The sequence below is a fragment of the Amycolatopsis sp. NPDC114503 genome (assembly GCF_055633655.1).
In genome coordinates this window covers 131,052-151,658 of the sequence record NZ_JBVKDT010000007.1, presented here as the reverse complement: position 1 = coordinate 151,658, position 20,607 = coordinate 131,052, and the positions used below count along the sequence as shown (strand labels likewise).

Annotated in this window: 13 protein-coding genes; 4 read left to right on the top strand and 9 right to left on the bottom strand. The window is 69.8% G+C overall.

Annotation, left to right across the window (positions count from 1 at the left end; translation table 11 throughout):
• Positions 1 to 44: 44 nt before the first annotated feature.
• Both ACZ7OI_RS28925 and ACZ7OI_RS28920 read right to left on the bottom strand, forming a co-directional pair.
• On the bottom strand, positions 45 to 1,436 hold the full coding sequence (locus ACZ7OI_RS28925) for a class II 3-deoxy-7-phosphoheptulonate synthase (protein ID WP_470234137.1): 1,392 nt from the start codon (positions 1,434 to 1,436) through the stop codon (positions 45 to 47).
• A 52-nt stretch (positions 1,437 to 1,488) separates the two neighbouring features.
• Positions 1,489 to 4,578 carry a hypothetical protein gene (locus ACZ7OI_RS28920; RefSeq protein ID WP_470267295.1) on the bottom strand — a complete coding sequence of 1,030 codons (3,090 nt, stop codon included), beginning with the start codon at positions 4,576 to 4,578 and terminating at the stop codon, positions 1,489 to 1,491.
• A 133-nt stretch (positions 4,579 to 4,711) separates the two neighbouring features.
• Between ACZ7OI_RS28920 and ACZ7OI_RS28915 the strand changes: the two genes are divergently transcribed.
• Complete coding sequence (locus ACZ7OI_RS28915) at positions 4,712 to 5,608, top strand: NADP-dependent oxidoreductase (protein WP_470267294.1); 897 nt, start codon at positions 4,712 to 4,714, stop codon at positions 5,606 to 5,608.
• Here ACZ7OI_RS28915 and ACZ7OI_RS28910 read toward each other — a convergent pair.
• The 3 genes from ACZ7OI_RS28910 to gltB all read right to left on the bottom strand — a co-directional run bounded on the left by ACZ7OI_RS28910 (position 5,605) and on the right by gltB (position 12,158).
• Positions 5,605 to 5,976 carry a MerR family transcriptional regulator gene (locus tag ACZ7OI_RS28910; protein WP_470267293.1) on the bottom strand — a complete coding sequence of 124 codons (372 nt, stop codon included), beginning with the start codon at positions 5,974 to 5,976 and terminating at the stop codon, positions 5,605 to 5,607. The two genes, ACZ7OI_RS28915 and ACZ7OI_RS28910, sit on opposite strands and share 4 nt — an antisense overlap.
• A 63-nt stretch (positions 5,977 to 6,039) precedes the next feature.
• The gene (locus ACZ7OI_RS28905) at positions 6,040 to 7,548 is read right to left on the bottom strand and encodes a glutamate synthase subunit beta (RefSeq protein WP_470267292.1); all 1,509 of its coding nucleotides are present in this window, start codon (positions 7,546 to 7,548) and stop codon (positions 6,040 to 6,042) included.
• Between the two features lie 68 nt (positions 7,549 to 7,616).
• Positions 7,617 to 12,158 carry a glutamate synthase large subunit gene (gltB, locus tag ACZ7OI_RS28900; protein WP_470267291.1) on the bottom strand — a complete coding sequence of 1,514 codons (4,542 nt, stop codon included), beginning with the start codon at positions 12,156 to 12,158 and terminating at the stop codon, positions 7,617 to 7,619.
• 398 nt (positions 12,159 to 12,556) lie between these two features.
• On the opposite strand from gltB, the gene ACZ7OI_RS28895 reads away from it, so the two are divergent.
• From ACZ7OI_RS28895 to ACZ7OI_RS28885, 3 genes are read left to right on the top strand one after another with little or no spacing between them, the layout of a single operon-like run.
• Complete coding sequence (locus ACZ7OI_RS28895; RefSeq protein WP_470267290.1) at positions 12,557 to 12,898, top strand: hypothetical protein; 342 nt, start codon at positions 12,557 to 12,559, stop codon at positions 12,896 to 12,898.
• Positions 12,899 to 12,939: 41 nt separating this feature from the next.
• Positions 12,940 to 14,733, top strand: a complete 1,794-nt coding sequence (locus ACZ7OI_RS28890; protein ID WP_470267289.1) for a proline-rich domain-containing protein — start codon at positions 12,940 to 12,942, stop codon at positions 14,731 to 14,733.
• A 15-nt stretch (positions 14,734 to 14,748) separates the two neighbouring features.
• A complete protein-coding gene (locus tag ACZ7OI_RS28885) occupies positions 14,749 to 15,558 on the top strand; it encodes a hypothetical protein (RefSeq protein WP_470267288.1) in 810 nt (269 codons plus the stop codon).
• A 143-nt stretch (positions 15,559 to 15,701) separates the two neighbouring features.
• On the opposite strand, the gene lgt is transcribed toward ACZ7OI_RS28885, so the two are convergent.
• The 4 genes from lgt to ACZ7OI_RS28865 form a co-directional block, all read right to left on the bottom strand.
• On the bottom strand, positions 15,702 to 16,724 hold the full coding sequence (lgt, locus tag ACZ7OI_RS28880) for a prolipoprotein diacylglyceryl transferase (RefSeq protein WP_470267287.1): 1,023 nt from the start codon (positions 16,722 to 16,724) through the stop codon (positions 15,702 to 15,704).
• A 68-nt stretch (positions 16,725 to 16,792) separates the two neighbouring features.
• A complete protein-coding gene (locus ACZ7OI_RS28875) occupies positions 16,793 to 17,983 on the bottom strand; it encodes a M20 metallopeptidase family protein (RefSeq protein WP_470267286.1) in 1,191 nt (396 codons plus the stop codon).
• Positions 17,980 to 19,116 (bottom strand): amidohydrolase family protein, encoded by a 1,137-nt coding sequence (locus tag ACZ7OI_RS28870; protein ID WP_470267285.1) that lies wholly within the window; start codon positions 19,114 to 19,116, stop codon positions 17,980 to 17,982. The genes ACZ7OI_RS28875 and ACZ7OI_RS28870 overlap by 4 nt, the downstream gene beginning before the upstream one ends.
• On the bottom strand, positions 19,113 to 20,528 hold the full coding sequence (locus tag ACZ7OI_RS28865; RefSeq protein WP_470267284.1) for an APC family permease: 1,416 nt from the start codon (positions 20,526 to 20,528) through the stop codon (positions 19,113 to 19,115). The genes ACZ7OI_RS28870 and ACZ7OI_RS28865 overlap by 4 nt, the downstream gene beginning before the upstream one ends.
• Between the last annotated feature and the right edge of the window lie 79 nt (positions 20,529 to 20,607).

The window sequence follows — 20,607 nt, the reverse complement described above, 5'->3', positions numbered from 1 at the left end:
CTTCACGGACCTCGGTATCGCGCGCCGGGGCCATCGGGCTGTCGTCAGCCGCGCAGCATCTCCGCGACCAGGAAGGCCAGCTCCAGCGACTGCTGGGTGTTGAGCCGGGGGTCGCACGCGGTCTCGTAGCGGCCGGAGAGGTCGACGTCGGAGATTTCCTGTGCCCCGCCGAGGCATTCGGTGACGTCCTCGCCGGTCAGCTCGACGTGGATGCCGCCGGGGTAGGTGCCGAGCTTGCGGTGCACCTCGAAGAAGCCCTGGACCTCGTCGACGATGCGGTCGAAGTGCCGGGTCTTGTAGCCAGTGGACGACTCGTGCGTGTTGCCGTGCATCGGGTCGCACTGCCAGATGACCTTGTGCCCGGACGATTCGACCTTCTCCACGATCGCCGGCAGCACCTCGCGGACCTTGCCGTTGCCCATCCGGGAGATCAGCGTGAGCCGGCCCGGCTCGTTGCGCGGATCGAGCCGCTCGACGTACTCCAGGGCCTGCTCGGGCGTGGTCGTCGGGCCGATCTTGAGCCCGATCGGATTCGACAGCAGCTCGGCGAACGCGATGTGCGCGCCGTCGAGCTGCCGGGTGCGCTCGCCGATCCACAGGAAGTGCGAGGACAGGTTGTACAGCTTCGGGTTCGCCGCGTCGGCCTGGTCCAGCCGCAGCATCGCGCGCTCGTAGTCGAGCAGGAGCGCTTCGTGGCTGGCGAAGATCTCGGTGTACTGCAGCGAGGTGTCGGTGACGCCGCACGCGTTCATGAACCGCAGGCCGCGGTCGATCTCGGCGGCGAGCGCCTCGTACCGCTCCCCCGCCGGAGAGGAGGACACGAAGTCCTTGTTCCAGTCGTGCACCTGGTGCAGGTCCGCCATGCCGGCCCCGGTGAGCGCGCGGACGAGGTTCATCGCCGCGCCGGCGTTCGCGTAGGCGCGGATCATCCGGCCCGGGTCCGGCACCCGCAGCTCCGGCTTGGCGACGAGCGAGTTGATGATGTCGCCGCGGTAGACGGGCAGCCCGAGCGCGTCGGTGCCGGACGAACGCGGCTTCGCGTACTGGCCCGCGATCCGTCCGACCTTCACCACCGGCAGGCTGGCCCCGTAGGTCAGCACGACGGCCATCTGCAGCAGCGTGCGCAGATTCGCCCGGATGTGCGGCTCGGTGTTGGACTCGAAGGTCTCCGCGCAGTCGCCGCCCTGGAGCAGGAAGGCCTCCCCGCGAGCCACCATGGCGAGCCGGCTCTTCAACCGGTCGATCTCGGCGGGCACGGTGATCGGCGGCACGCTCTCCAGCACGCCCCGCACCCGCTTGGCCAGCGCGACGTCCGGCCACTCCGGCTGCTGCGCGGCAGGCAGCGACAAGGCGGTGTCGAGGCGGTCCCGCAGCTCAGGAGGCAGGGGAGGCAGCTCGGGGAGAGTGTCTACGGGAACGTCGACTGTCCAGTTCACGCGTCTCAGGATAGGGTCTGCCGCGTTTGCCCGGGGCGGTGGGCGTCGAGGGTCACGCGTCCGGGGAGTCTTGGCGGTAGAGGGTGCCGAATCGGTCGGCTACGTCCAGGAGACCTGCGAGTTCGTCTGTTTCAAGGGCTGGGACGATTACGGACCAGTGGGCGAGGCTGACCGCTTCGGCGAGGATTTTCCGTCGCTGCTTCGGGTCTGCGTGCCTGGCCAGTTCGGCGAGCACTATCGCCCGCTCTTGCGGCGGCTTGATGAGGGCGGACTTTTTCAACGCTCGTTCCAGGTCCTGGGAGCCGAGGCCCTGGACGAAGCCGTTGAGCAGGCGGGGCCGCGACCTGTGGTCGTCCCAGCGGTCGACGATGGTCTCGGCCCGGTCGGCGTGGCCCGCTTCGGCCAGCCCGGTGACCAGGAGGGCCGTGGCCTGCAGGCGGGCGGGTTCGGACATGGCTGAGCACAGGCCGAGGGCGAGACCGTCCTCGCCCCGGGCGGCCAGTTCAACGACTGCGTCGAAAGCGTCGACCGGTCTCGGGTTGACTGCGCGGACGCGGTTGAGCAGGTCCTCGATCTCCCCGGAGGAACCGACCGCGCACATCATCGCGATGCACTCGGCCCAGCCGCGGCCCCTGGGGCCGAGCCCGTTCGTCCGGCCGCGTACGTGCTCGGCCAGCCGGGCGAGCGCGGCGGCGTCGCCGGCGCGGCGGCACCTGCGGGCGAGCAGCAGCATCGGCTTGGTCGCCTCGCGCAGGTACGGGATCCCGGTGATCGCTTTCTCCGCGATCGCGCGGTCCCCTTCGGCGGCGAGGAAGCGGAAGAACTCGCTCCTTCCGGGGAAGTCGTACCTGCCGAGCGGCAGCAGCGGGGCCAGGATCTCGGCCCGCCGGACGTCCTGGGACGCGACGGTCGCTCCGGCCAGCGCCACGACCGCGTCCGCGACGCGGCTGTCGAGAACGGGGAAGCGAGCCAGCGCCTCCGTGTTGGCGGCGAGGGCCCGGGCTTGGTCCCAGTGCCCTGCCCGCAGCGCCGCTTCGATGATCACGACGAGGAAATCCAAGATCTCGCGGGTCGGATCGTCGTACGGGGACATCGCCCGGATGCCGGCCGCCAGCGTAGCCGCGAGAACCGTATCGCCGCTCTCCGCGAGCCCAGCGAGGTACCGGGCCGTGGTGGCGGTGTCCGCGAACATTTCGAGCTTCTCGGGAACGCCGGACGACTGCCTGGCCGCCGCCAGGACGTCGACTAGCGCCCCCAGCTTCCCGCTGTTGCTGGTCCTGCGGTCCCGTATCCGGGAATTCACCAGGTCGTACCGCTCCCTCAGTGCGTCAGCCCTGGCATCTTCGCCGCGTCGGAGAAGCGCTGCGGCCGTCTCGTGCACCAGGCTCTCGAATTCCTGGTGCGTGCTCGCCGTCTGGAGGAAGCGTTCGACCAGGGCCGGGTGCACGGCCAGGACCAAACGCCCCAGCCGGACGAGCACCGGCTCCGCGCCGATCGTCATCGCCCCGATCCGGCGGAGCGCCCTGGCGAAATCCGGGTCAGGGCGGGCGGCCGCGAGGTGCGCTTCGACCTGTTTGCGCCGGTCCGCGCCGAGCCCACCGAGGAACGCGACCGCCTTGTCGCGACGCCCGGTCTCGATCAAGGCGAGCGCGATCTCCGTGCGGAGGTCGTCTCGCAGGTCCGGATCGGGCTGGTCGTCCGCCACGTGCCTGGCCAGGTCCGCCCGGTCGGCGCGGACGAAAGCGCCGGCCACTCCGAGCAGGGCGGTGCGCTGCCGCGCCGGATCGATGACGGACTGCGCCAGCGCGACCGCGTGGTCGATTTCGCCCAGCTCCGCCCAGAGTCCGGGCAGCCGCTCCGGAATCTGGTAGTTGCGGCCGCGGAAGCTGTCCCGGTACGTATCCAGCGTGATGATCCGGACCAGATCCGGTTCGGGTGCGTCCAGTGCCGTGCGCAGGGCGGAGTCCAGCTCGGCCAAAGCCGCCAGATCGCTCCCGGACACGTCCAGCAGGCGCGCGTGCCGCGCGGGGTCGACGGCCAGATCGGCCAGCGCGGCGACGTCCCCGGACTCTCGCACGAGCCGGAAGTAGCCGCGCAGCAGGAATTGCGGGGTGTCCGCGGGCCAGCCCGCTTCACGGTGGCCGCGAGCCCATTTGTCCAAAGTGGACCGATGTCGCGCGAGTGCTTCCGGGCCCAGTGCGTCTTCGGCCGCGCGCTGGAGGTTTTCGTGGCCCAGCAGGTAGATCTCGGGTGCGTCGCCGGAATGCCAATGCGCCGGGCGGCGCGAGAACGACCTGCTCGCCACGCTGTTGAGGATCCGTTCGACGTCGCGGGGCCGCCGCTGCGTCAGTTCGGCAAGATCCGGAGCGGTGAGCCCGCCGCGGGCGGCGACGAGAAGGCCGAGCAGGTCCGGTTCCCCGGCGAGGAGGGCGTCCAGTTCGCGTTCCATGTCGCCGCGAGCGAAGCGGGCCGCCGGGGACGGGGCCAGCAGCTGTTCGATGTCCGGGGCGCGCAGCGGATGGTCTGGCCGGACGTCGGCGGGCACGTCGGGGTTCAGGCGGCTCGCGACGATCACTCGCAGCCCGTCGGACGGGTACGGCAGCAACGCGGCGATGCTGTGCCCGTTCGCGCCGCGGTCCTCGTCCAGCCCGTCCACCACGAGCACCAGTCGTTCGCCGCGGGCACGGCACTGTGCCGCCGCGTCGGAGAACACCGCGGAGAGGTTCCGGGCTTGCGGGTCCTTCGCCGTGCCGAGGATTTCGGCCAGTTGCTCCTGCACGACGTCGACGAACGCCTCCCGCGTGTCGTCTCCGGCCGAGCGGGCGGTGACGAAGAACGAGACGATCCGCACCCCGGCGGGCGGATCCAGCACGAAGGTCGACATCAGGGCGGATTTGCCGGTCCAGGGCTCGGCGCGGAACCAGACGTAGTCCGGTCCGTCCGGGGCCGTGCAGGAGTGCGCCAGCGCGGCCAATTCCCCGGAGCGGCCGACGAGTTCGCGCGGCGCGATCTGCCGGACCCATTCCAGGTACCGCGACCGGACAGGCGGGGCGCCGGCGTAGCTGACCGAATCGGCATGGCCTACCTGCACGACCTTGCCCGTGACCGGGCCCAGGACCTGGTTCGTGATCCGCTCGTCCACCTGGGCGTCCCCCCTCCGACGCGGTTCAGCTTCCCATGGACTGTGTCGGCCGGCTCACATCAGCTGGAAGTTGACACCGATGTCAGCAAATAGCGTCGTTCCCGAACCGACCGTGCTGCAGAAGGGATCCGCGATGAGCACCGCCTTGGGATATCGGGCGTTCGGCTCTGCCGACGTCCAGGAGTTCTTCGACCGGCCGGATCCGGTGCCTGGACCCGCTGAAGTTCTGGTCCGTGTCGCGGCGGCTGGAGTGAATCCGCTCGATCACCTGCTGCGGTCCGGGCACGTTCCCGATCTGAACGGCCGCTTGCCCTTCCCCCAGGTGCTCGGGATGGAAGCAGCGGGAACGGTGCTCGCCGTGGGCGAAGACGTGACCGGACTCCAGGTCGGCGACCGAGTCACCGGGTTCGCGTTGACCGGGGCGGGCACGTACGCGGAAACGACGCTGCTCCTCGGCGAGTCCACCGCCCGCATCCCCGACACCCTGCCGTGGACCTGGGCGGCGACCATCCCCGTCGCGGGCACCACCGCGCTGGACGTGCTCGACCAGCTCGACCTGCCGAAAGGCGCGTCGCTGCTGGTGAACGGGATCGGCGGCGGAGTCGGCATCGCGCTGGCCCAACTCGCACGCGACCGGGGGCTCGTCGTGACGGGCACGGGCAGTACGGCCAAGCGGGATCTCGCGACGAAATACGGTGCAGCGTTCGTCGACTACACCGCAGGCAACGTCGCGGACCAACTCGGCAGTTTCGACGCCGTAGTCGACACCGTCGGCGGCGAATCCCTGCGCGCCGTCGCCCCGCTAGCGGAGAAGCTCATCGCCGTCGGAGACCCGTCAGTGACCGAACTCGGCGGAGTGTTCGTCCATCGTCGACTCGACAGGGCGAGTCTGGAAAGGGTCGCCGAGCTGATGGTCGAAGGGCGGCTCGACCCGCACATCACCGGGACTTATCCGCTCGCGCGGGCACAGGAAGCGTTGGCCCTCGTGGAATCCCGGCACGCTTCGGGCAAGCTAGTCATCAGCATCTAGCACGAACTGCGGTCGCCCTGCCGGTATCGAGTGTTCGCTTCGATCAGCACGTCCAGGGCGTCGCGGGCATCGGCGATCCGGGCGATGTCGGCGGTCAGCCGGTCGCGTTCGGAAACCATTGTGGTGAAAGCGTCTTCGATGACGCCCTCGTCGTCGCTGTGCACGCAGGGCAGCAGCCGGGCGATCACCTTGCTGTTCAGGCCCGCGTCGAACAACCGGCGGATCAGCTCGACTCGTTCGACCTCGGTCGCCAGGTAATGCCGCTGTCCGCCAGCGGACCGCGTGCTCTGCACCAGGCCCTGCTGCTCGTAATACCGCAGCGAGCGGGCGCTGACTCCGGTCCGCTGGGCTAATTCGCCGATCCGCACCTCGCCCAGTTTAAAGAAACGGGCCCCGGCGCGCCGTTGCGCCGGGGCCCGAGTTTGAACCGATCACACCACCGCGAGCGGCAATGCGGTCGGGTGCACGGGGGCGGGCAGGTCCGAAGCGCCCGTCAGGAAGGTGTCCACCGCGGCCGCGACCGAGCGGCCTTCCGCGATGGCCCACACGACCAGCGACGCGCCGCGGTGGGCGTCGCCGCAGACGAAGACTCCGGGGGTTTCCGTTTGCCAGTCCGAGCCGCACGACAGGGTGCCGCGGCGGGTCAGGGTCAGGTCCAGGCCTTCCAGGAGCGGCATTTCCTCGACGCCTTCGAAGCCGATCGCCAGCAGGACCAGGTCCGCGGGCAGGGTTTCGACCTCGTCGTTCACCGGGATGACCTCGCGGCGGCCGGTTTCCGGGTCCTTTTGCACGCGAACTTCCTGCAGCTCAACAGCTTTCACGTGGCCGTTGCCGTCGTCGACGAACTGTTTGACGGCCACCGCGAACTTCCGCTCGCCCGCTTCCTCGTGCGCGGGATAGGTGCGCAGGATGTACGGCCAGGTCGGCCACGGGGACCGTTCGTCGTCGCGGGTTTGCGGCGGCGTCGGGTACTGGTCGAGCTGGGTGACCGACAGCGCGCCTTGGCGGGTGGCGGTGCCGTAGGAGTCCGCGCCGGTGTCGCCGCCGCCGATGATGACGACGTGCTTGCCGTTGGCGTCGACCGGTGACGGGCCGTCGCCTTCGACGAACTTGTTGGCTGGCACCAAATGTTCCATCGCCAGGTGGATCCCGGAGAGCGAACGGCCCGGCGTGGTGCGGTCGTCGCGGCCGCGCAGAGCACCGACGGCGAGCACGACCGCGTCGTACTGTGCGCGCAGGTCTTCCACCGACAGGTCAACGCCGACCTCACAGCCGGTGACGAACTTCGTGCCTTCCTTGCGCAGCTGCGCAAGGCGCCGGTCGAGGACCTTCTTCTCCATTTTGAACTCGGGAATGCCGTACCGCAGCAAGCCGCCGAGCCGGTCGTCCCGTTCGAACACGGTGACTTCGTGGCCCGCGCGGGTCAGCTGCTGCGCTGCGGCGAGCCCGGCGGGGCCGGAGCCGACGACGGCCACCTTGCGGCCCGAGGACACCTCAGCCACCTGCGGCTGCACGTATCCGGCTTCCCACGACTGCGCCGCGATCGTCTCCTCGACGCGCTTGATCGCCACCGGCCCGCCGGACAACGGCGAGATCGACAGCACGCAGCCCGACTCGCACGGCGCGGGGCACAGCTTCCCGGTGAATTCCGGGAAATTGTTGGTGGCGTGCAAGCGATCGCTCGCCGCCGCCCAGTCGCCGCGGCGGACGAGGTCGTTCCATTCCGGAATCAAATTGCCCAGCGGACAACCCGAACCGCCGGAATGGCAGAACGGGATGCCGCAGTCCATGCACCGCGACGCCTGCGTGCGCACCTGCTCGTTGCGCTCGTCCGGCGGGACGTCCGCGTAGACCTCGCCCCACGAGGAAAGCCTTTCCTCGTAAGACTTCTTTTGAGGCTCTTGCCGTTCGTGCTTCAGAAAACCGGTGGGGTCAGCCACGAGCCGCCTCCGTGTTCTGCGGGATACCCGCACCCAGTCGGCACTCGTAACTGCGGCTCCGCCAATTGTCAGCCACGAGCTGCCTCCATGATCGCTTCGTCGACATCGCGGCCGGCAGCACGCGCTGCCTTCGCCGCATCGAGGACCCGCTGGTAGTCGCGCGGCATCACCTTGGTGAACGCCGCCGCGCGCCGGGTCCAGTCGCCCAGGAGCGACGCGGCCACGGCCGAGCGGGTGAGGTCGTGGTGCTTCTGCACGATCTGCTTGAGCCAGGCCAGGTCCTCCGGGGCGGGCGGAAGCAGGTCCACCATCTCCCGGTTGACCTTCGCCGGGTCCAGATCGAGCACGAACGCGCTGCCGCCGGACATCCCGGCCGCCAGGTTCCGCCCGGTCGGGCCGAGCACCACCGCGCGGCCGCCGGTCATGTACTCGAACGCGTGGTCCCCCACGCCCTCGGCCACGATCGTCGCGCCGGAGTTGCGGACGCAGAACCGTTCGCCGACCTGCCCGCGCAGGAACAGCTCGCCGGACGTCGCGCCGTAGGCCAGCGTGTTGCCCGCGATCGTCTGCTGTTCGGCGGCGAAGCTCGCGTCCGGATGCGGGCGGACCACGATCCGGCCGCCGGACAGGCCCTTGCCGACGTAGTCGTTGGCGTCGCCGACCATTTCCAGCGTGATGCCGCGCGGCAGGAACGCGCCGAGCGACTGCCCGGCCGAACCGGTGAGCAGCACGTGGATCGTGTCGTCCGGCAGGCCCTCGCCGCCGTAGCGACGGGTGATCTCCGAACCCAGCAGCGTGCCGACGGTGCGGTTCACATTGCGCACCGGCAGTTCCAGGCGCACCGGGTGCGCGTCTTCCAGCGCCGCCTCGGCGAGCTGGATGAGCGTGCGGTCGAGCGCGTGCGCCAGGCCGTGGTCCTGTTCGCGCACGCGCCGCTTCGAGCCGCCGTACGGCGTTTCCGCGGGCATGTCGAAGACCGGGCTGAGGTCGAGCCCGGAGGCCTTCCAGTGCTGCACCGCCTCGTCGGTGTCGAGCATCTCGGCGTGTCCGATCGCCTCGTCGAGCGTCCGGAATCCCAGCTGCGCCAAGGTTTCCCGCACTTCTTCGGCGACGAACTCGAAGTACCGCACCACGTGGTCGGCCTGTCCGGTGTACCGCTTGCGCAGCTCGGGGCTCTGCGTGGCGACGCCGACCGGGCACGTGTCGAGGTGGCAGACGCGCATCATGATGCAGCCCGCGACCACCAGCGGGGCCGTCGCGAACCCGTATTCCTCGGCGCCGAGCAGCGCCGCGATCACGACGTCGCGGCCGGTCTTCATCCCACCGTCCACCTGCACCGTGATCCGGTCGCGCAAACCGTTGAGCAGCAACGTCTGCTGCGTTTCGGCGAGCCCGATCTCCCACGGCGTCCCGGCGTGCTTGAGCGAGTTCATCGGGGACGCGCCGGTGCCGCCGTCGTGCCCGGAGATCAGCACGACGTCCGCGTGCGCCTTGGACACGCCCGCCGCGACCGTGCCGACGCCCAGCGAGGACACCAGCTTCACGTGGATGCGGGCCTTCTCGTTGGCGTTCTTGAGGTCGTGGATCAGCTGCGCCAAGTCCTCAATGGAATAGATGTCGTGGTGCGGCGGCGGGGAAATCAGCCCGACGCCCGGCGTCGAATGCCGCGTGCGCGCGATCCACGGGTACACCTTGTTCGGCGGCAGCTGTCCGCCTTCGCCCGGCTTCGCGCCCTGCGCCATCTTGATCTGGATGTCGTCCGCGTTCACCAGATACTCGCTGGTGACGCCGAAACGGCCCGACGCGACCTGTTTGATCGCACTGCGTCGCTGCGGGTCGTACAGCCGCTCCGGGTCTTCGCCGCCCTCGCCGGTGTTGGACCGGCCGCCGATGCGGTTCATCGCGATGGCGAGAGTTTCGTGTGCCTCAGCCGAAATCGAGCCGTACGACATCGCCCCGGTGTTGAACCGGCGCAGGATCGCCGACGCGGGCTCGACCTCGTCCAGCGGAATCGGCTCGCGCGCGCCGTCGCGGAACTTGAACAGCCCGCGCAGCGTGCCGCCCTCGCGGTAAAGCCGGTGCACCTCTTCGGTGTACTGGCGGTACACCTCGTCGCGGCCGGTCTTCGACGCGTGCTGCAGCAGGAAAACCGTCTCCGGCGTGAACAGGTGCAGCTCGCCCTCGCGGCGGTACGCGTATTCGCCGCCGGTGTCGAGTCCACGGTGGACTCGGTCGGTCGGGTTGTCCGGGTACGCCCGGCGGTGCCGCACCGCGACCTCCTCGGCGAGCACCTCCATCCCGACGCCGCCGAGCTTCGACGACGTTCCGGTGAAGTACTCGTCGAGCAGTTCCTGGCTCAGGCCAAGGGATTCGAACACCTGCGCCGCGGTATACGCGCCGACCGTGGAGATGCCCATTTTGGACATGATCTTCAGGACGCCCTTGACGAGCGCCTGCACGTAGCTGCGGATCGCCTTCGCCGGTTCGATGCCGGTGATCGCGCCCTGGCTGATCATGTCTTCGATGGTTTCGAAGGCGAGGTACGGGTTGACCGCCGCCGCGCCGTAGCCCAGCAGCAGCGCGATGTGGTGCACCTCGCGGGCGTCGCCGGTCTCCACGACCAGCGCGACACGCAGCCGCTCCTTGGTGCGCACCAGATGGTGGTGCACCGCGGAAACCAGCAGCAGCGACGGGATCGGCGCCATCCGGTGGTCGGAATCGCGGTCGGACAGCACGAGCGTGCGCGCGCCCGCCGCGATCGCCTCGGACGCGTCGCGCCGCACCCGCTCGATCGCGGTCGCCAGCGCCGCTGCCCCGCCGTCCACTTCGTACAGTCCGGAAAGGACACTGCAGGAGAAACCGGGCAGGTCGCCGTCGTCGTTGATGTGGATGAGCTTGGCCAGCTCGTCGTTGTCGATCACCGGGTACGGCAGGTTCAGATGCCGGCACGACGCGGGCCCGGGCGCGAGCAGATTGCGCTCCGGCCCCATGATCCGGCTCATCGACGTGACCAGCTCTTCGCGGATCGCGTCCAGCGGCGGATTGGTCACCTGCGCGAAGTTCTGCTTGAAATAGTCGTACAGCAGCCGGGACCGCTTGGACAGCACGGCGACCGGGGTGTCCGAACCCATCGACCCGATCGGCTCGGCCCCGTTGGCGGCCATCGGCGCGAGCAGGATCTTCAGTTCTTCTTCGGTGTAGCCGAAAGCGAGCTGGCGGCGCAGCACCGAATCGTGGCTCTGCACCACGTGGTCGCGGTCGGGCAGCTCGGCGATCTTGAGCAGCCCGGCGTGCAGCCAGTCGCTGTACTGCTGTTTGCGCGCCAGCGCGGATTTGACCTCTTCGTCGTCCACGATCCGGCCCGCGGCGGTGTCCACGAGGAACATCCGGCCGGGCTGAAGGCGGCCCTTCGCGACGACGTTTTCCGGTGCCACGTCGAGGACTCCGGCCTCGCTGGCCAGCACGACGCGGCCGTCGGCGGTGTGCCACCAGCGCGCCGGGCGCAGGCCGTTGCGGTCGAGGACCGCGCCGACGAGCGTGCCGTCGGTGAAGGTGACGCACGCCGGACCGTCCCACGGCTCCATCAAACTGGCGTGGAACTGGTAAAAAGCCCGCCGTTCCGGATCCATCGAGGTGTGGTTCTCCCACGCCTCCGGGATCATCATCAGCACCGCGTGCGGCAGCGAACGGCCCGCGAGGTGGAGCAGCTCCAGCACCTCGTCGAAGGACGCCGAGTCCGACGCGTCGGCCGAGCAGATCGGGTACAGCCGCGAGAGGTCGCCGGGAAGCACGTCGGATTCGAGCAGTGCTTCGCGGGCGCGCATGCGGTTGCGGTTGCCGCGGATCGTGTTGATCTCGCCGTTGTGCGCCACGAACCGGAATGGGTGCGCGAGCGGCCACGACGGGAAAGTGTTGGTGGAGAACCGGGAGTGCACGAGCGCGATCGCGCTGGCGAGCCGGGAATCGCGCAGATCGGGGAAGAACCGCGGCAGCTGCTCGGGCGTGAGCATGCCTTTGTAGACGATCGTGCGCGCGGACAACGACGGGAAGTAGGTGCCACAGCCGGAAGCGAGGCTCTCGTGCTCGACGCGCTTGCGCAGGCAGAACGCCAGCCGGTCCAGCTCGAGGCCGGTTTCGCCGTGCGGGGACGACACGAACAGCATCGCGAAGTGCGGCATCACCGAACGCGCGGTGGGGCCGATTTCCGCGCCGTCGGTGTCCACCGGAACCTCGCGCCAGCCAAGGACGCTGAGCCCTTCTTCGGCCGCGATCCGTTCGGTGAGCCCGATCGCCTTGCGGCGCTGCTCGTCCTCGGAGGGAAGGAACGCGATCCCGGCGGCGTACGCACCGCCCGCGGGCAACGGGAATCCCGCCTCGGCGCGCAGCAGTTCGTCGGGCAGCTGCAACAGGATCCCGGCGCCGTCGCCGCTCGTCGGCTCGGCTCCCGCGGCTCCGCGGTGGTCGAGATTCGTGAGCGCAGCGAGACCGTCGGTGACGATCCCGTGCGTGCGGCGGCCCTGGACGTCGGCGACCATGGCGACGCCGCAGGAATCCTGCTCGGTGTCCGGATCGTACAGACCCTGCTTGCCGGGGATGGCGGAGAAGATCATGGAAAAGGGACCTCCTTCGTCGTTTCGTGCGGTGGCCGGCGAACCGGCCGCGGAGAGCGCACGGGACGACGATGGCCCGCTTGTTAGCGCGACTTTAACACCTGGGAAACACCCCAGCAGCGCCTCGGAGCTCCCCTAACGGGGAAGAACGGTAACGATCCGGCAGCGCGGAACGACGTAGTTCCGGATGGGTTCCCAATGCTTCGGTCCGCGAAGCATAAGCCCCGAAGCCGCCTCGCGCACCTGTCACGTGACCAAGTCGATGCGCCCGCTTCGTCCCCTTCGCCCGATCTTCCCAGGTAATCGCACAAATTTCCGGGAACCGCCCACACTCGGTGATCGTCGGTTGCCATAGTGTTCGGCAACCGACATAGCTCACGGGGAGGGCGGTTTCTTTCATGTCCGGCATAGAAGTCGACGTCGAGACGATGAACCAGTACGCCGAGGTGCTCGACAGCCTCCACGAGAAGATCAGCAAGATCAACGACTACATGCGCTCCACCGCGTGCGACACGTCCGGTTTCACCGGCCTGTTCGTGGTGCTGCAGCCGGTGGTGCAGCTGGTCGGGAACCTCTACGGCGGCACGCTCGACTTCGGCCACTCGCGGCTGACCTCGCTGTCCGAGGGGGTCAAGCAGGCGGCGCAGGCCTACGCGCACCACGACGCCAATTCGGCGCAGCTGCTCCAGAAGTTCATCGACCAGTTCGACGGCATCGACTCCGGCCGCGGCGCGGCCTGATGCGCATCCGCACCGCACGGTTCTGACGAGGGGGACAAGACATGGCACGGCACGGCGGCGGGCACGGCGGCGGCCACCACCCCGGGGGGACGGGGACGACGCATCCGCCGTCCCGGCCGGGCGGCACCCAGCCGCACCCCGGGGGCAACCAGCCGCATCCGGGGAACAACCAGCCCCATCCCGGCAATCAGCCGCCTCCCGGCGGGAATCAGCCTTCCCACCCTGGCGGCAATCAGCCGCCTCCGGGCGGGAATCATCCCGGCGGCACCGGTCCGGACGGGCGCCATCCTTCCGGCGGCGGCGACCAGACGCATCCGAGCGGCACCGGCGGAAACTCCGGCGACGACAACGGCAACGGCAGGCACCGCGGCCAGTCCAATGACGACGGCAACGGCCGGGACGGTCGGGATGGCCGGGACGGTCGGGATGGTCGCGACGGCCGCGACGGTCGAGACGGCCGCGACGGTCGAGACGGCCAGGACGGCGGCGAAGAAGGCGGCGACGGCCGGGGTCGCGATCGCGGCAACGAGGGCGGCGACGAAGGCGGCGGCCGGGGAGGCGACGAGGGCGGCTCCGGCAGCGAAGGCGGCGAAGGCGGGGGCGAAGGCGGCGAAGGCGGCTCCGGCAGCGAGGGCGGCGAAGGCGGCGGCAACGGCGGCGAGGGCAGCAGCGGGGGTTCGGGCGGAGATCCCGGCGGAGCTCCCGGCGGCACCGGCGACTTCGACCGCGGCGATTCGATCACCGAACTGCTGCAGCCGCCGGAAGACACCTCCGGCGAGGACGTCCAGGCGCTGGTGAAGGACGCCGGCGTCGAGGTGATGGCCGTCGAGTGGGTGTACCAGAAGTTCACCGGCACGACGCTGACCCAGCAGTTCATCGAACCGCTCACCGGCGACTTCTCGAAGATGTCGGCCGACGCCGAGGCGTGGCGCAACATCTCCGAGGCGATGAAGGCGTTCTCCGAGGTGATGGTCGCCAACGAGAAGACCGTCAGCGATTCCTGGCACGGCATGGCTTCCTTGGAGCACAAGGCTTACGTGCAGGCCGGATGGCGGGCCGGGCTCGCCGCCGAGGCCGGGATCGCGTCGCTGATCGCCAAGGGCTTCGACCTGCTGGCGGACACGTCGAAGAAGCTCGCGGCCAAGGCGCTGCACCTGCTGAAGAGCCTGATCGACCGGCTGCTGGTGATGGCCGCGGAGGCGTGCGTCCCGATCGCGGGCTGGATCGCCGACGCGATCACCGCGTTCAGCGAACTGCTGCCGCTGATCAACGCCCTGATCTCGATCATCGAGATGATCCAGGACATCATCACCAAGGTCCAGGACATCTGGAACTCGATCAAGGACATCGGGTCGCAGCTGCAGAAGATCAAGGACGTCGGCAGCATCGGCGATCTCGTCGACATCGCTAAGAACATCGGCGGGGACGTCGGCGACATCAAGGACAACGCCAAGGGCATCGGCCAGGACGCCAAGGACGCCGTGCAAGCGGGCAAGGACGGCGTCCACGAGTCGCGCGAGGCGCACGAGGAGAACCGGCGCTCGCGCGAAGGCGACTCCGGGGACGGCGACCGCACGTCCGGCGACCGCGATTCCGGTGAGAACGGCAACCGCCGCTCCGGCGACGACGGCGACCGGTCGCAAGGTTCCGGCGAACGCGGGCAGGACCAGCGGTCCCAACCGGACGGTCCGCAGCACCAGCCCCCGCAGAACCACCAGCCCCCGCAGCAACCGAATCACCCGCCGTCCCAGCCGAACCACCCGCCCGCGAACCATCCGCCGTCCCACCCGCCCCGGCGCTCGGCGAGCGGCCGGATCCACGGCCGCATCGACTAAGGAGGAACTGCCGAGATGTCCCAGCCCGTCACCGCGGACGATTCGTGGAAGACGCCCGAGCTGCGGGAGGCCGAAGCCGCGCTCGACCGGACGGTCCGCAAGTCCCAGCAGCTGCTGAAGGACCTGGAGAAGATCAAGCTCCGCCCGCTGCCGAAAACCGACACCCCGGAACGGATCGAGGCGATCAAGCGGGCCGCCTCGCGTCCGGACGCGCCCGCGCAGCTGCGGCTGGTCAAGCGAAAGGTCGACGCGGGCGAATTCACCTGGGAGGACGTCGCCGCGGGCCGGGCCTTCGCCGATCCCGAGGTCCGCGCTCTCGCTGACGAGAAGCTCAGCGAAGCCAAGGACATCCTCGAGGAACTGGAAGAGGGCCAGACGCCCGAAGAAATCCTCGAGGCGCGCACCGGCGGCACCGGGAATCCGTTGTCGGACACCGGACGCGCGACGTATCCGGACGCGCCGGACAAGCCCGCCGGGTTCTCCGCCGAGGACCCGCTGGCGAGCAGCGGCCGTCCGCGGCCCCCGGCCCCGCCCGCGCCGGGACCGGCCGAGTATTCCAGCGAGAATCCGCTCGCCGACCGGACTCCGCCTCCGCCGCCGCCTCCGCCGGCTTCGGAGAAGGAAGAACCGCCGACGCCTCCCGCTCCGCCGCGGCATCGCGCGCCGGAACCGGAGCCGGAGGACGATTTCGCCGATCCTCTCGCCAATCGGGGCAACCGGCCGAAGCCCGCCGCGCCGCAGCCGCCGCCCTCGACCGGCCGCCGTGCCCGGCGTCAGGACTCCGGCGATGACGACGACTACTTCGGCGGTTCGTTCCTCAGCTGAACCCGCTCCGCTCTCGCCGAAGTACGTGAGGGGAACCCTGAAGGACTCTGATTCCCTCAGGGTTCCCCTCACATACCTCAGCCGAGCACACGAAAAGAGGCCCCCGCCCAATCCGGGCGGGGGCCTCTTTTCCGGCTCTGTGCCTAAGACTTGTCGGACTTGCCGTTCTCCCCGGAGGAAGACCCCGCGTCCACAGTGTCCTCCGCGGCGGCGGCCTTCTCGTCCGGTTCCGGCTTCTCCCCCGCGTCGTCCGAAGTGGACTCGACGGCGGCGTCCCGTTCGTCTCCCTTGCTGCGCAACGTCTCCGGGGCTTCGCGCGGGCCGCGTTGGGCCGCGAGGACGAAGTACGCCACCGCGCCGATGAACAGCAGGATCGACACCCACACGTTGACCCGCAGGCCGAGGATGTGGTTCGCGTGGTCGCTGCGCAGCAGTTCGGTCCCGCAGCGGCCGACGGTGTAGCCCGCGACGTAGAGCGCGAACGCGCGGCCGTGGCCGAGCTTGAACTTGCGGTCCGCCCACACCACGAGCAGCGCGATGAGCAGGTTCCAGACCAGCTCGTACAGGAACGTCGGGTGCACCGGGCTTTCCGGCAGCGGGATGTGCCCGGTCGCGACGCCGCCGAGGGCGTCCGGGGCTCCGGTGGCCGGGTCGAAGCGCTGGTAGATCTCCAGGCCCCACGGCAGGTCGGTGTGCCCGCCGTAGAGCTCCTGGTTGAAGTAGTTGCCGAGCCGCCCGATCGCCTGCGCGACGATGATGCCGGGCGCGATCGTGTCGGCCATCGCGGGCAGCGGGATCCCCCGGCGACGGCAGGCGATCAGCGCGCCGACGGCTCCGAGCGCGACCGCGCCCCAGATGCCGAGGCCGCCGTCCCAGATGGCGAAGGCGTTCCAGGGGTTCTTGCCCTCGGTGAAGTACAGCTCCGGGTCGGTGATGACGTGGTAGAGCCTGCCGCCGACCAGGCCGAACGGCACCGCGAACACCGCGATGTCGAGCACCGTGCCCTTCGTGCCGCCCCGGGCCTCCCAGCGCCGCTCGCCCCACCAGATCGCGACGATGATGCCGGCGATGATGCAGAGCGCGTACGCCCGGATCGGGATCGGGCCCAGGTGCCAGACGCCTTGGTCGGGGCTCGGGATCGTGGCCAGGAACGCTGCGGAGTACACGCGGCCACCGTAGCGCGTCGGGCTCCGGTCGTGGTCCGGGAGCCGTGGAACCCTTAGTCAAGACCCGGTCACAGCCCGGTCACGGCCGCCTCCGGGTACTCCAGATCCGAGGCCGCGGCCAGGTATCCGGCCAGCAGCGCGTCCGCGACCTGGCCGACCGCGGCGTCCTCGGGCAGGAACGTTTCGCCGTGCAGGCTGGGCGCGCCCGCGGTCTCGCCGAGGCCGACGAACAGCATCAGGCCGCGGATGCCGTCACCGCAGTAATGGGCGAAATCGTCCGCGCCGAAGGACCGGAAATCGACATCGACATCGGCGCCCCCACGTTCGATCCAGCTCCGCGCGGCGGCGGCGAGCGCCGGATCGTTGACCAGGACGGGCTCGCACGGGCTGATCCGCAGGTCCGCGGTGCAACCGTACGCGCGGGCGGTGGCGTGCACGACCTCGTCGAGCGCCTCCAGCGCGCGTTCGCGGTCGCTCGCGCGCATCAGCCGCAGCGAGCCGAACGCCGACGCCGTGTTCGGCACGACGTTCGCCGCCGTGCCCGCGCTGAGCCGGCCGATCGTGCAGACCGCGCCGTGCATCGGATCGATCCGGCGGCTCGCGACCTGCTGCAGGCTCACCACCAGCTGGCTGAGCGCCAGCACCGGGTCGCGCAGCAGGTGCGGATATCCGGCGTGCCCGCCTTGGCCGTGCACCACGACCTCGAACTCGTCGGTGGACGCGTTCACCGGCCCGGGCGCGGCCGAGACGACGCCGTACGGCAGCCGCGGCTGGACGTGCGCGCCGATCACCGTGTCGATGCCGCGCTCCTCCAGAATGCCCGATTCGACCAGGTCGAGCGCTCCGGACGGGGACGTTTCCTCGCGCGGCTGCAGGATCGCGAACAACGGACGCGGGAGTTCGACGCGCCGCGCCGCCCGGCAGACCGCGGTCAGGGCGGCGAGGTGGACGTCGTGGCCGCAGGCGTGCATCAGACCGTTCTGCGCGGCCCATTCGACGCCGGTGCGCTCTACTACCGGCAGTGCGTCCAGTTCGGCGCGCAGGGCTACGGCCGGGCCTGGATGAGGTCCGGAGATCTCGATCAGCCGCCCGGTTTTCGCGACCCGCTCGCCCTCGCCCAACGCGGCAGCCACTGTCCGGGCGGTGTCGTCCTCATCGCCGGAGACACGCGGGTCCGCGTGAATCCGGTGCCGCAATTCCACCGCGGCGGGCAGTTCCTCCGCCAGCGCGGCGCGCCAGGCCTCGACCAGATCGTTCATTTCCGCTCCAGCCGGTAGATCCTGGCCGCGTTCTCGTGCCCGGCCAAGCGGGACAGCCGGATCGCGTCCACTTCGGACAGCGCGTCCGCGGCGAGGGCGGCGCGCAGGAAATCGGACAGTCCTTGCCGGAACAGCGCGGTGCCCAGGTGGTACAGCTCGGCCAGACCGAACGCGTCGGTGGAGAACAGGAGCTTCCCGAACGGCGCCAGCTCCAGCGTCTCGGCCAGGATGACGGGCGCGCGGAAGCCCGCGTTGTGCGTGATGAGCCCGACGTCGGCGAAGACGTGCTCGAAGACCTGCGCGAGGTAGGCGGCGTTGCGGTGGAACGGGTAGTTGTGCAGCAGCAGGATCGGGACGCCCGCGTCGCGGGTCGCGCGCAGCAAACCGGTGAGCCGCAAGGGATCGCAGCGGTGGAGGTCGACGTCGGAATCTCCGTAGCCGACGTGGAACTGCACCGGCAGCCGCCGGTCGATTCCGGACCAGATCAGGTGGCGGTGCAGCACTTCGTCGGCCAGCCGGACCGGTTCGCCCGCCTCGATGCTGGCCAGCCAGCGTCCGGCGGCGGCTTCGACCTCGGCGGGAGCCGGGCGTTCGCCGGACAGTTCCAGCCCGACCCGGTACGCCGCGATCGACTTCACGCCCACCGCGTTCGCCGTGCGGCGGTCGAGTTCGGCGGCGAAGTCCTCGGCGAAGCTGGCGGCGCCGGTCTCGCGGATGACGTCTTCGGCGACCTGTTCCAGCCGGACGATGTCGTGCGCGCGGGCGTCGGCCAGGTCGGCGAAGTCCTTCGCGGTGGTGAGGGATTCCGGCAGGAAACCGCCGTCCAGCAAGTAATCCGTGCTGCCGGTGCCGCGAAGGAACCGCCGGTTGACCTCTTGTGCGCCCAGTTCTTGACGACGCGCGAGATAGTCGTCGGCCGGGGCGTGTTTCGGCAGATCGAGAATCGGCGCGCAGCGTTCGCGCACGGACAGTCCGATCAGCGAATCGAACAGCGACGTCCCCAGCGGCGACACGGTGTCCGCCTCGGTGAGCATCCGCTCGAACCCGTCGCGGTCGACGTCGCCGGTGCGCACGCCGTGGCAGTGATGGTCGACCAACGGCAGGTCCGCGACGAAATCGAGCAGTCCGGTCATGCCTCTCCTTCAGCGAGCCTCTCCCCCACCCTACGGGCGAATCCGGGCGCCGAGGCGACCACGACGACAGCCAGCACGAGCACCCCGCCCGCCACGACCGGGAACCATCGCGCCGGGCCGTCGGTCGGGTACGGCACGACGTTGACGTACACGGTGTAGCCGAGCAGAACCAACGCGCCGATCGGGAACGCCAAGTGCCACCACGGCACCCGCATCCGCCGTCGCACGAACAGCAGCAGAATCGCGCCGAGTGTCGTGAGCAGGTAGATGACCAAGAGGATCAAGGTGCCGATGGATCCTGCCCACGCGAAGGTGTCGTCCGCGGTGGCGCCGAAGAACACCGCGCACACCAAGATGATCAGTGCCGCCGCGAGAGCAACCACGGTCACGGCGATGGCGGGAGTGCCCTTGGCGGAGATCCGGCCGATGCCCCGTCCGTCGAAGGCGTCGCGACCGAGGGCGAACAGCAGCCGCGAGCCGCCGACGACGCAGGCGAGGCAGCAACCGAACGCGCTGATCGCGGCACCCGCGCTGATGACGTCGCCGACCCACGGGCCGACGAAGCGGCTGCCGAGATCGCCCAGCAGTGACGGGGAATTGTGGAACGCCGTGGCGTCGCCGCCGAAAGCCATCATCTCGACGGCGGTCACAAGGACAAAGTAGGCGCCGCCGAAGATGGCCGTACCAAGGATCGCGCGCGGGATGTTGCGGCGCGGGTCGCGGGTTTCCTCGCCGAGTGTCGCGGCGGCCTCGAAACCGGCGAACGACAAGAAACCGAACACCGCGCCGAGGAAAATGCCGGAGACTCCGGTGTCGGGCACGAAAACCTGCAGCGTGAACCGTCCGCTGGGAGCGTCTCCGGCGATCAGCCGGACCAGGATGACCACGGTGACCAGCAAGATGAGCGCGATGGTCGCGCCCTCGACGGCGAGCAACGTGCTGGTGCCGCGACGGGCCGGGGCGACCGCGAGCAGCCAGCTGCCGATCAGCGCGACGGCGGTCAGCACGAACGGCCCCCACGACGGCGGATGCGGCCAGATCCCGACCGGCGTCAGGAACGCCGTGCCCAGCACACCGGCGGCGGAACTGGTGACCACGGCGTAGAAGGTGTAGGTGCCGAGAAGGCCGATCCCGGACACGACGCCCGCGCGCGGGCCGAGGGTCGCGCCGACGAACGCGTAGACCGATCCCGCGTGCTGGTAGTGGCGGCAGAGCTGGACGAAGCCGTAGGCGACCAGCAGCACTCCCGCCGCCGAGAGCAGGAACGCCAGCGGAACCGCGCGTCCGGCGGCCGTCGCTGTTTGCTGTGGATTGATGTTCGCGGCCATGCTGGGTGCCATGAGCGCGACGGACAGCCCGACGGCCTGCCAGACCGACAGGGTGCGCCGCAATTCGGGACGGTCTCCGGACACGGATGCGCTCCTTCCCCGAGGAGTACACAGTGAACCGTCCAAGCGGTGCGGAGAGCGAGCGCCGACCGGCTGAACCTCT

Excerpts from the sequence above, each read along its gene's own strand:
- ACZ7OI_RS28915 (WP_470267294.1), top strand. The coding sequence starts at position 4,712 with ATGAGCACCGCCTTGGGATATCGGGCGTTCGGCTCTGCCGACGTCCAG.
- gltB (WP_470267291.1), bottom strand. The coding sequence starts at position 12,158 with ATGATCTTCTCCGCCATCCCCGGCAAGCAGGGTCTGTACGATCCGGAC.
- ACZ7OI_RS28895 (WP_470267290.1), top strand. The coding sequence starts at position 12,557 with ATGTCCGGCATAGAAGTCGACGTCGAGACGATGAACCAGTACGCCGAG.
- ACZ7OI_RS28890 (WP_470267289.1), top strand. The coding sequence starts at position 12,940 with ATGGCACGGCACGGCGGCGGGCACGGCGGCGGCCACCACCCCGGGGGG.
- ACZ7OI_RS28885 (WP_470267288.1), top strand. The coding sequence starts at position 14,749 with ATGTCCCAGCCCGTCACCGCGGACGATTCGTGGAAGACGCCCGAGCTG.
- ACZ7OI_RS28875 (WP_470267286.1), bottom strand. The coding sequence starts at position 17,983 with ATGAACGATCTGGTCGAGGCCTGGCGCGCCGCGCTGGCGGAGGAACTG.
- ACZ7OI_RS28870 (WP_470267285.1), bottom strand. The coding sequence starts at position 19,116 with ATGACCGGACTGCTCGATTTCGTCGCGGACCTGCCGTTGGTCGACCAT.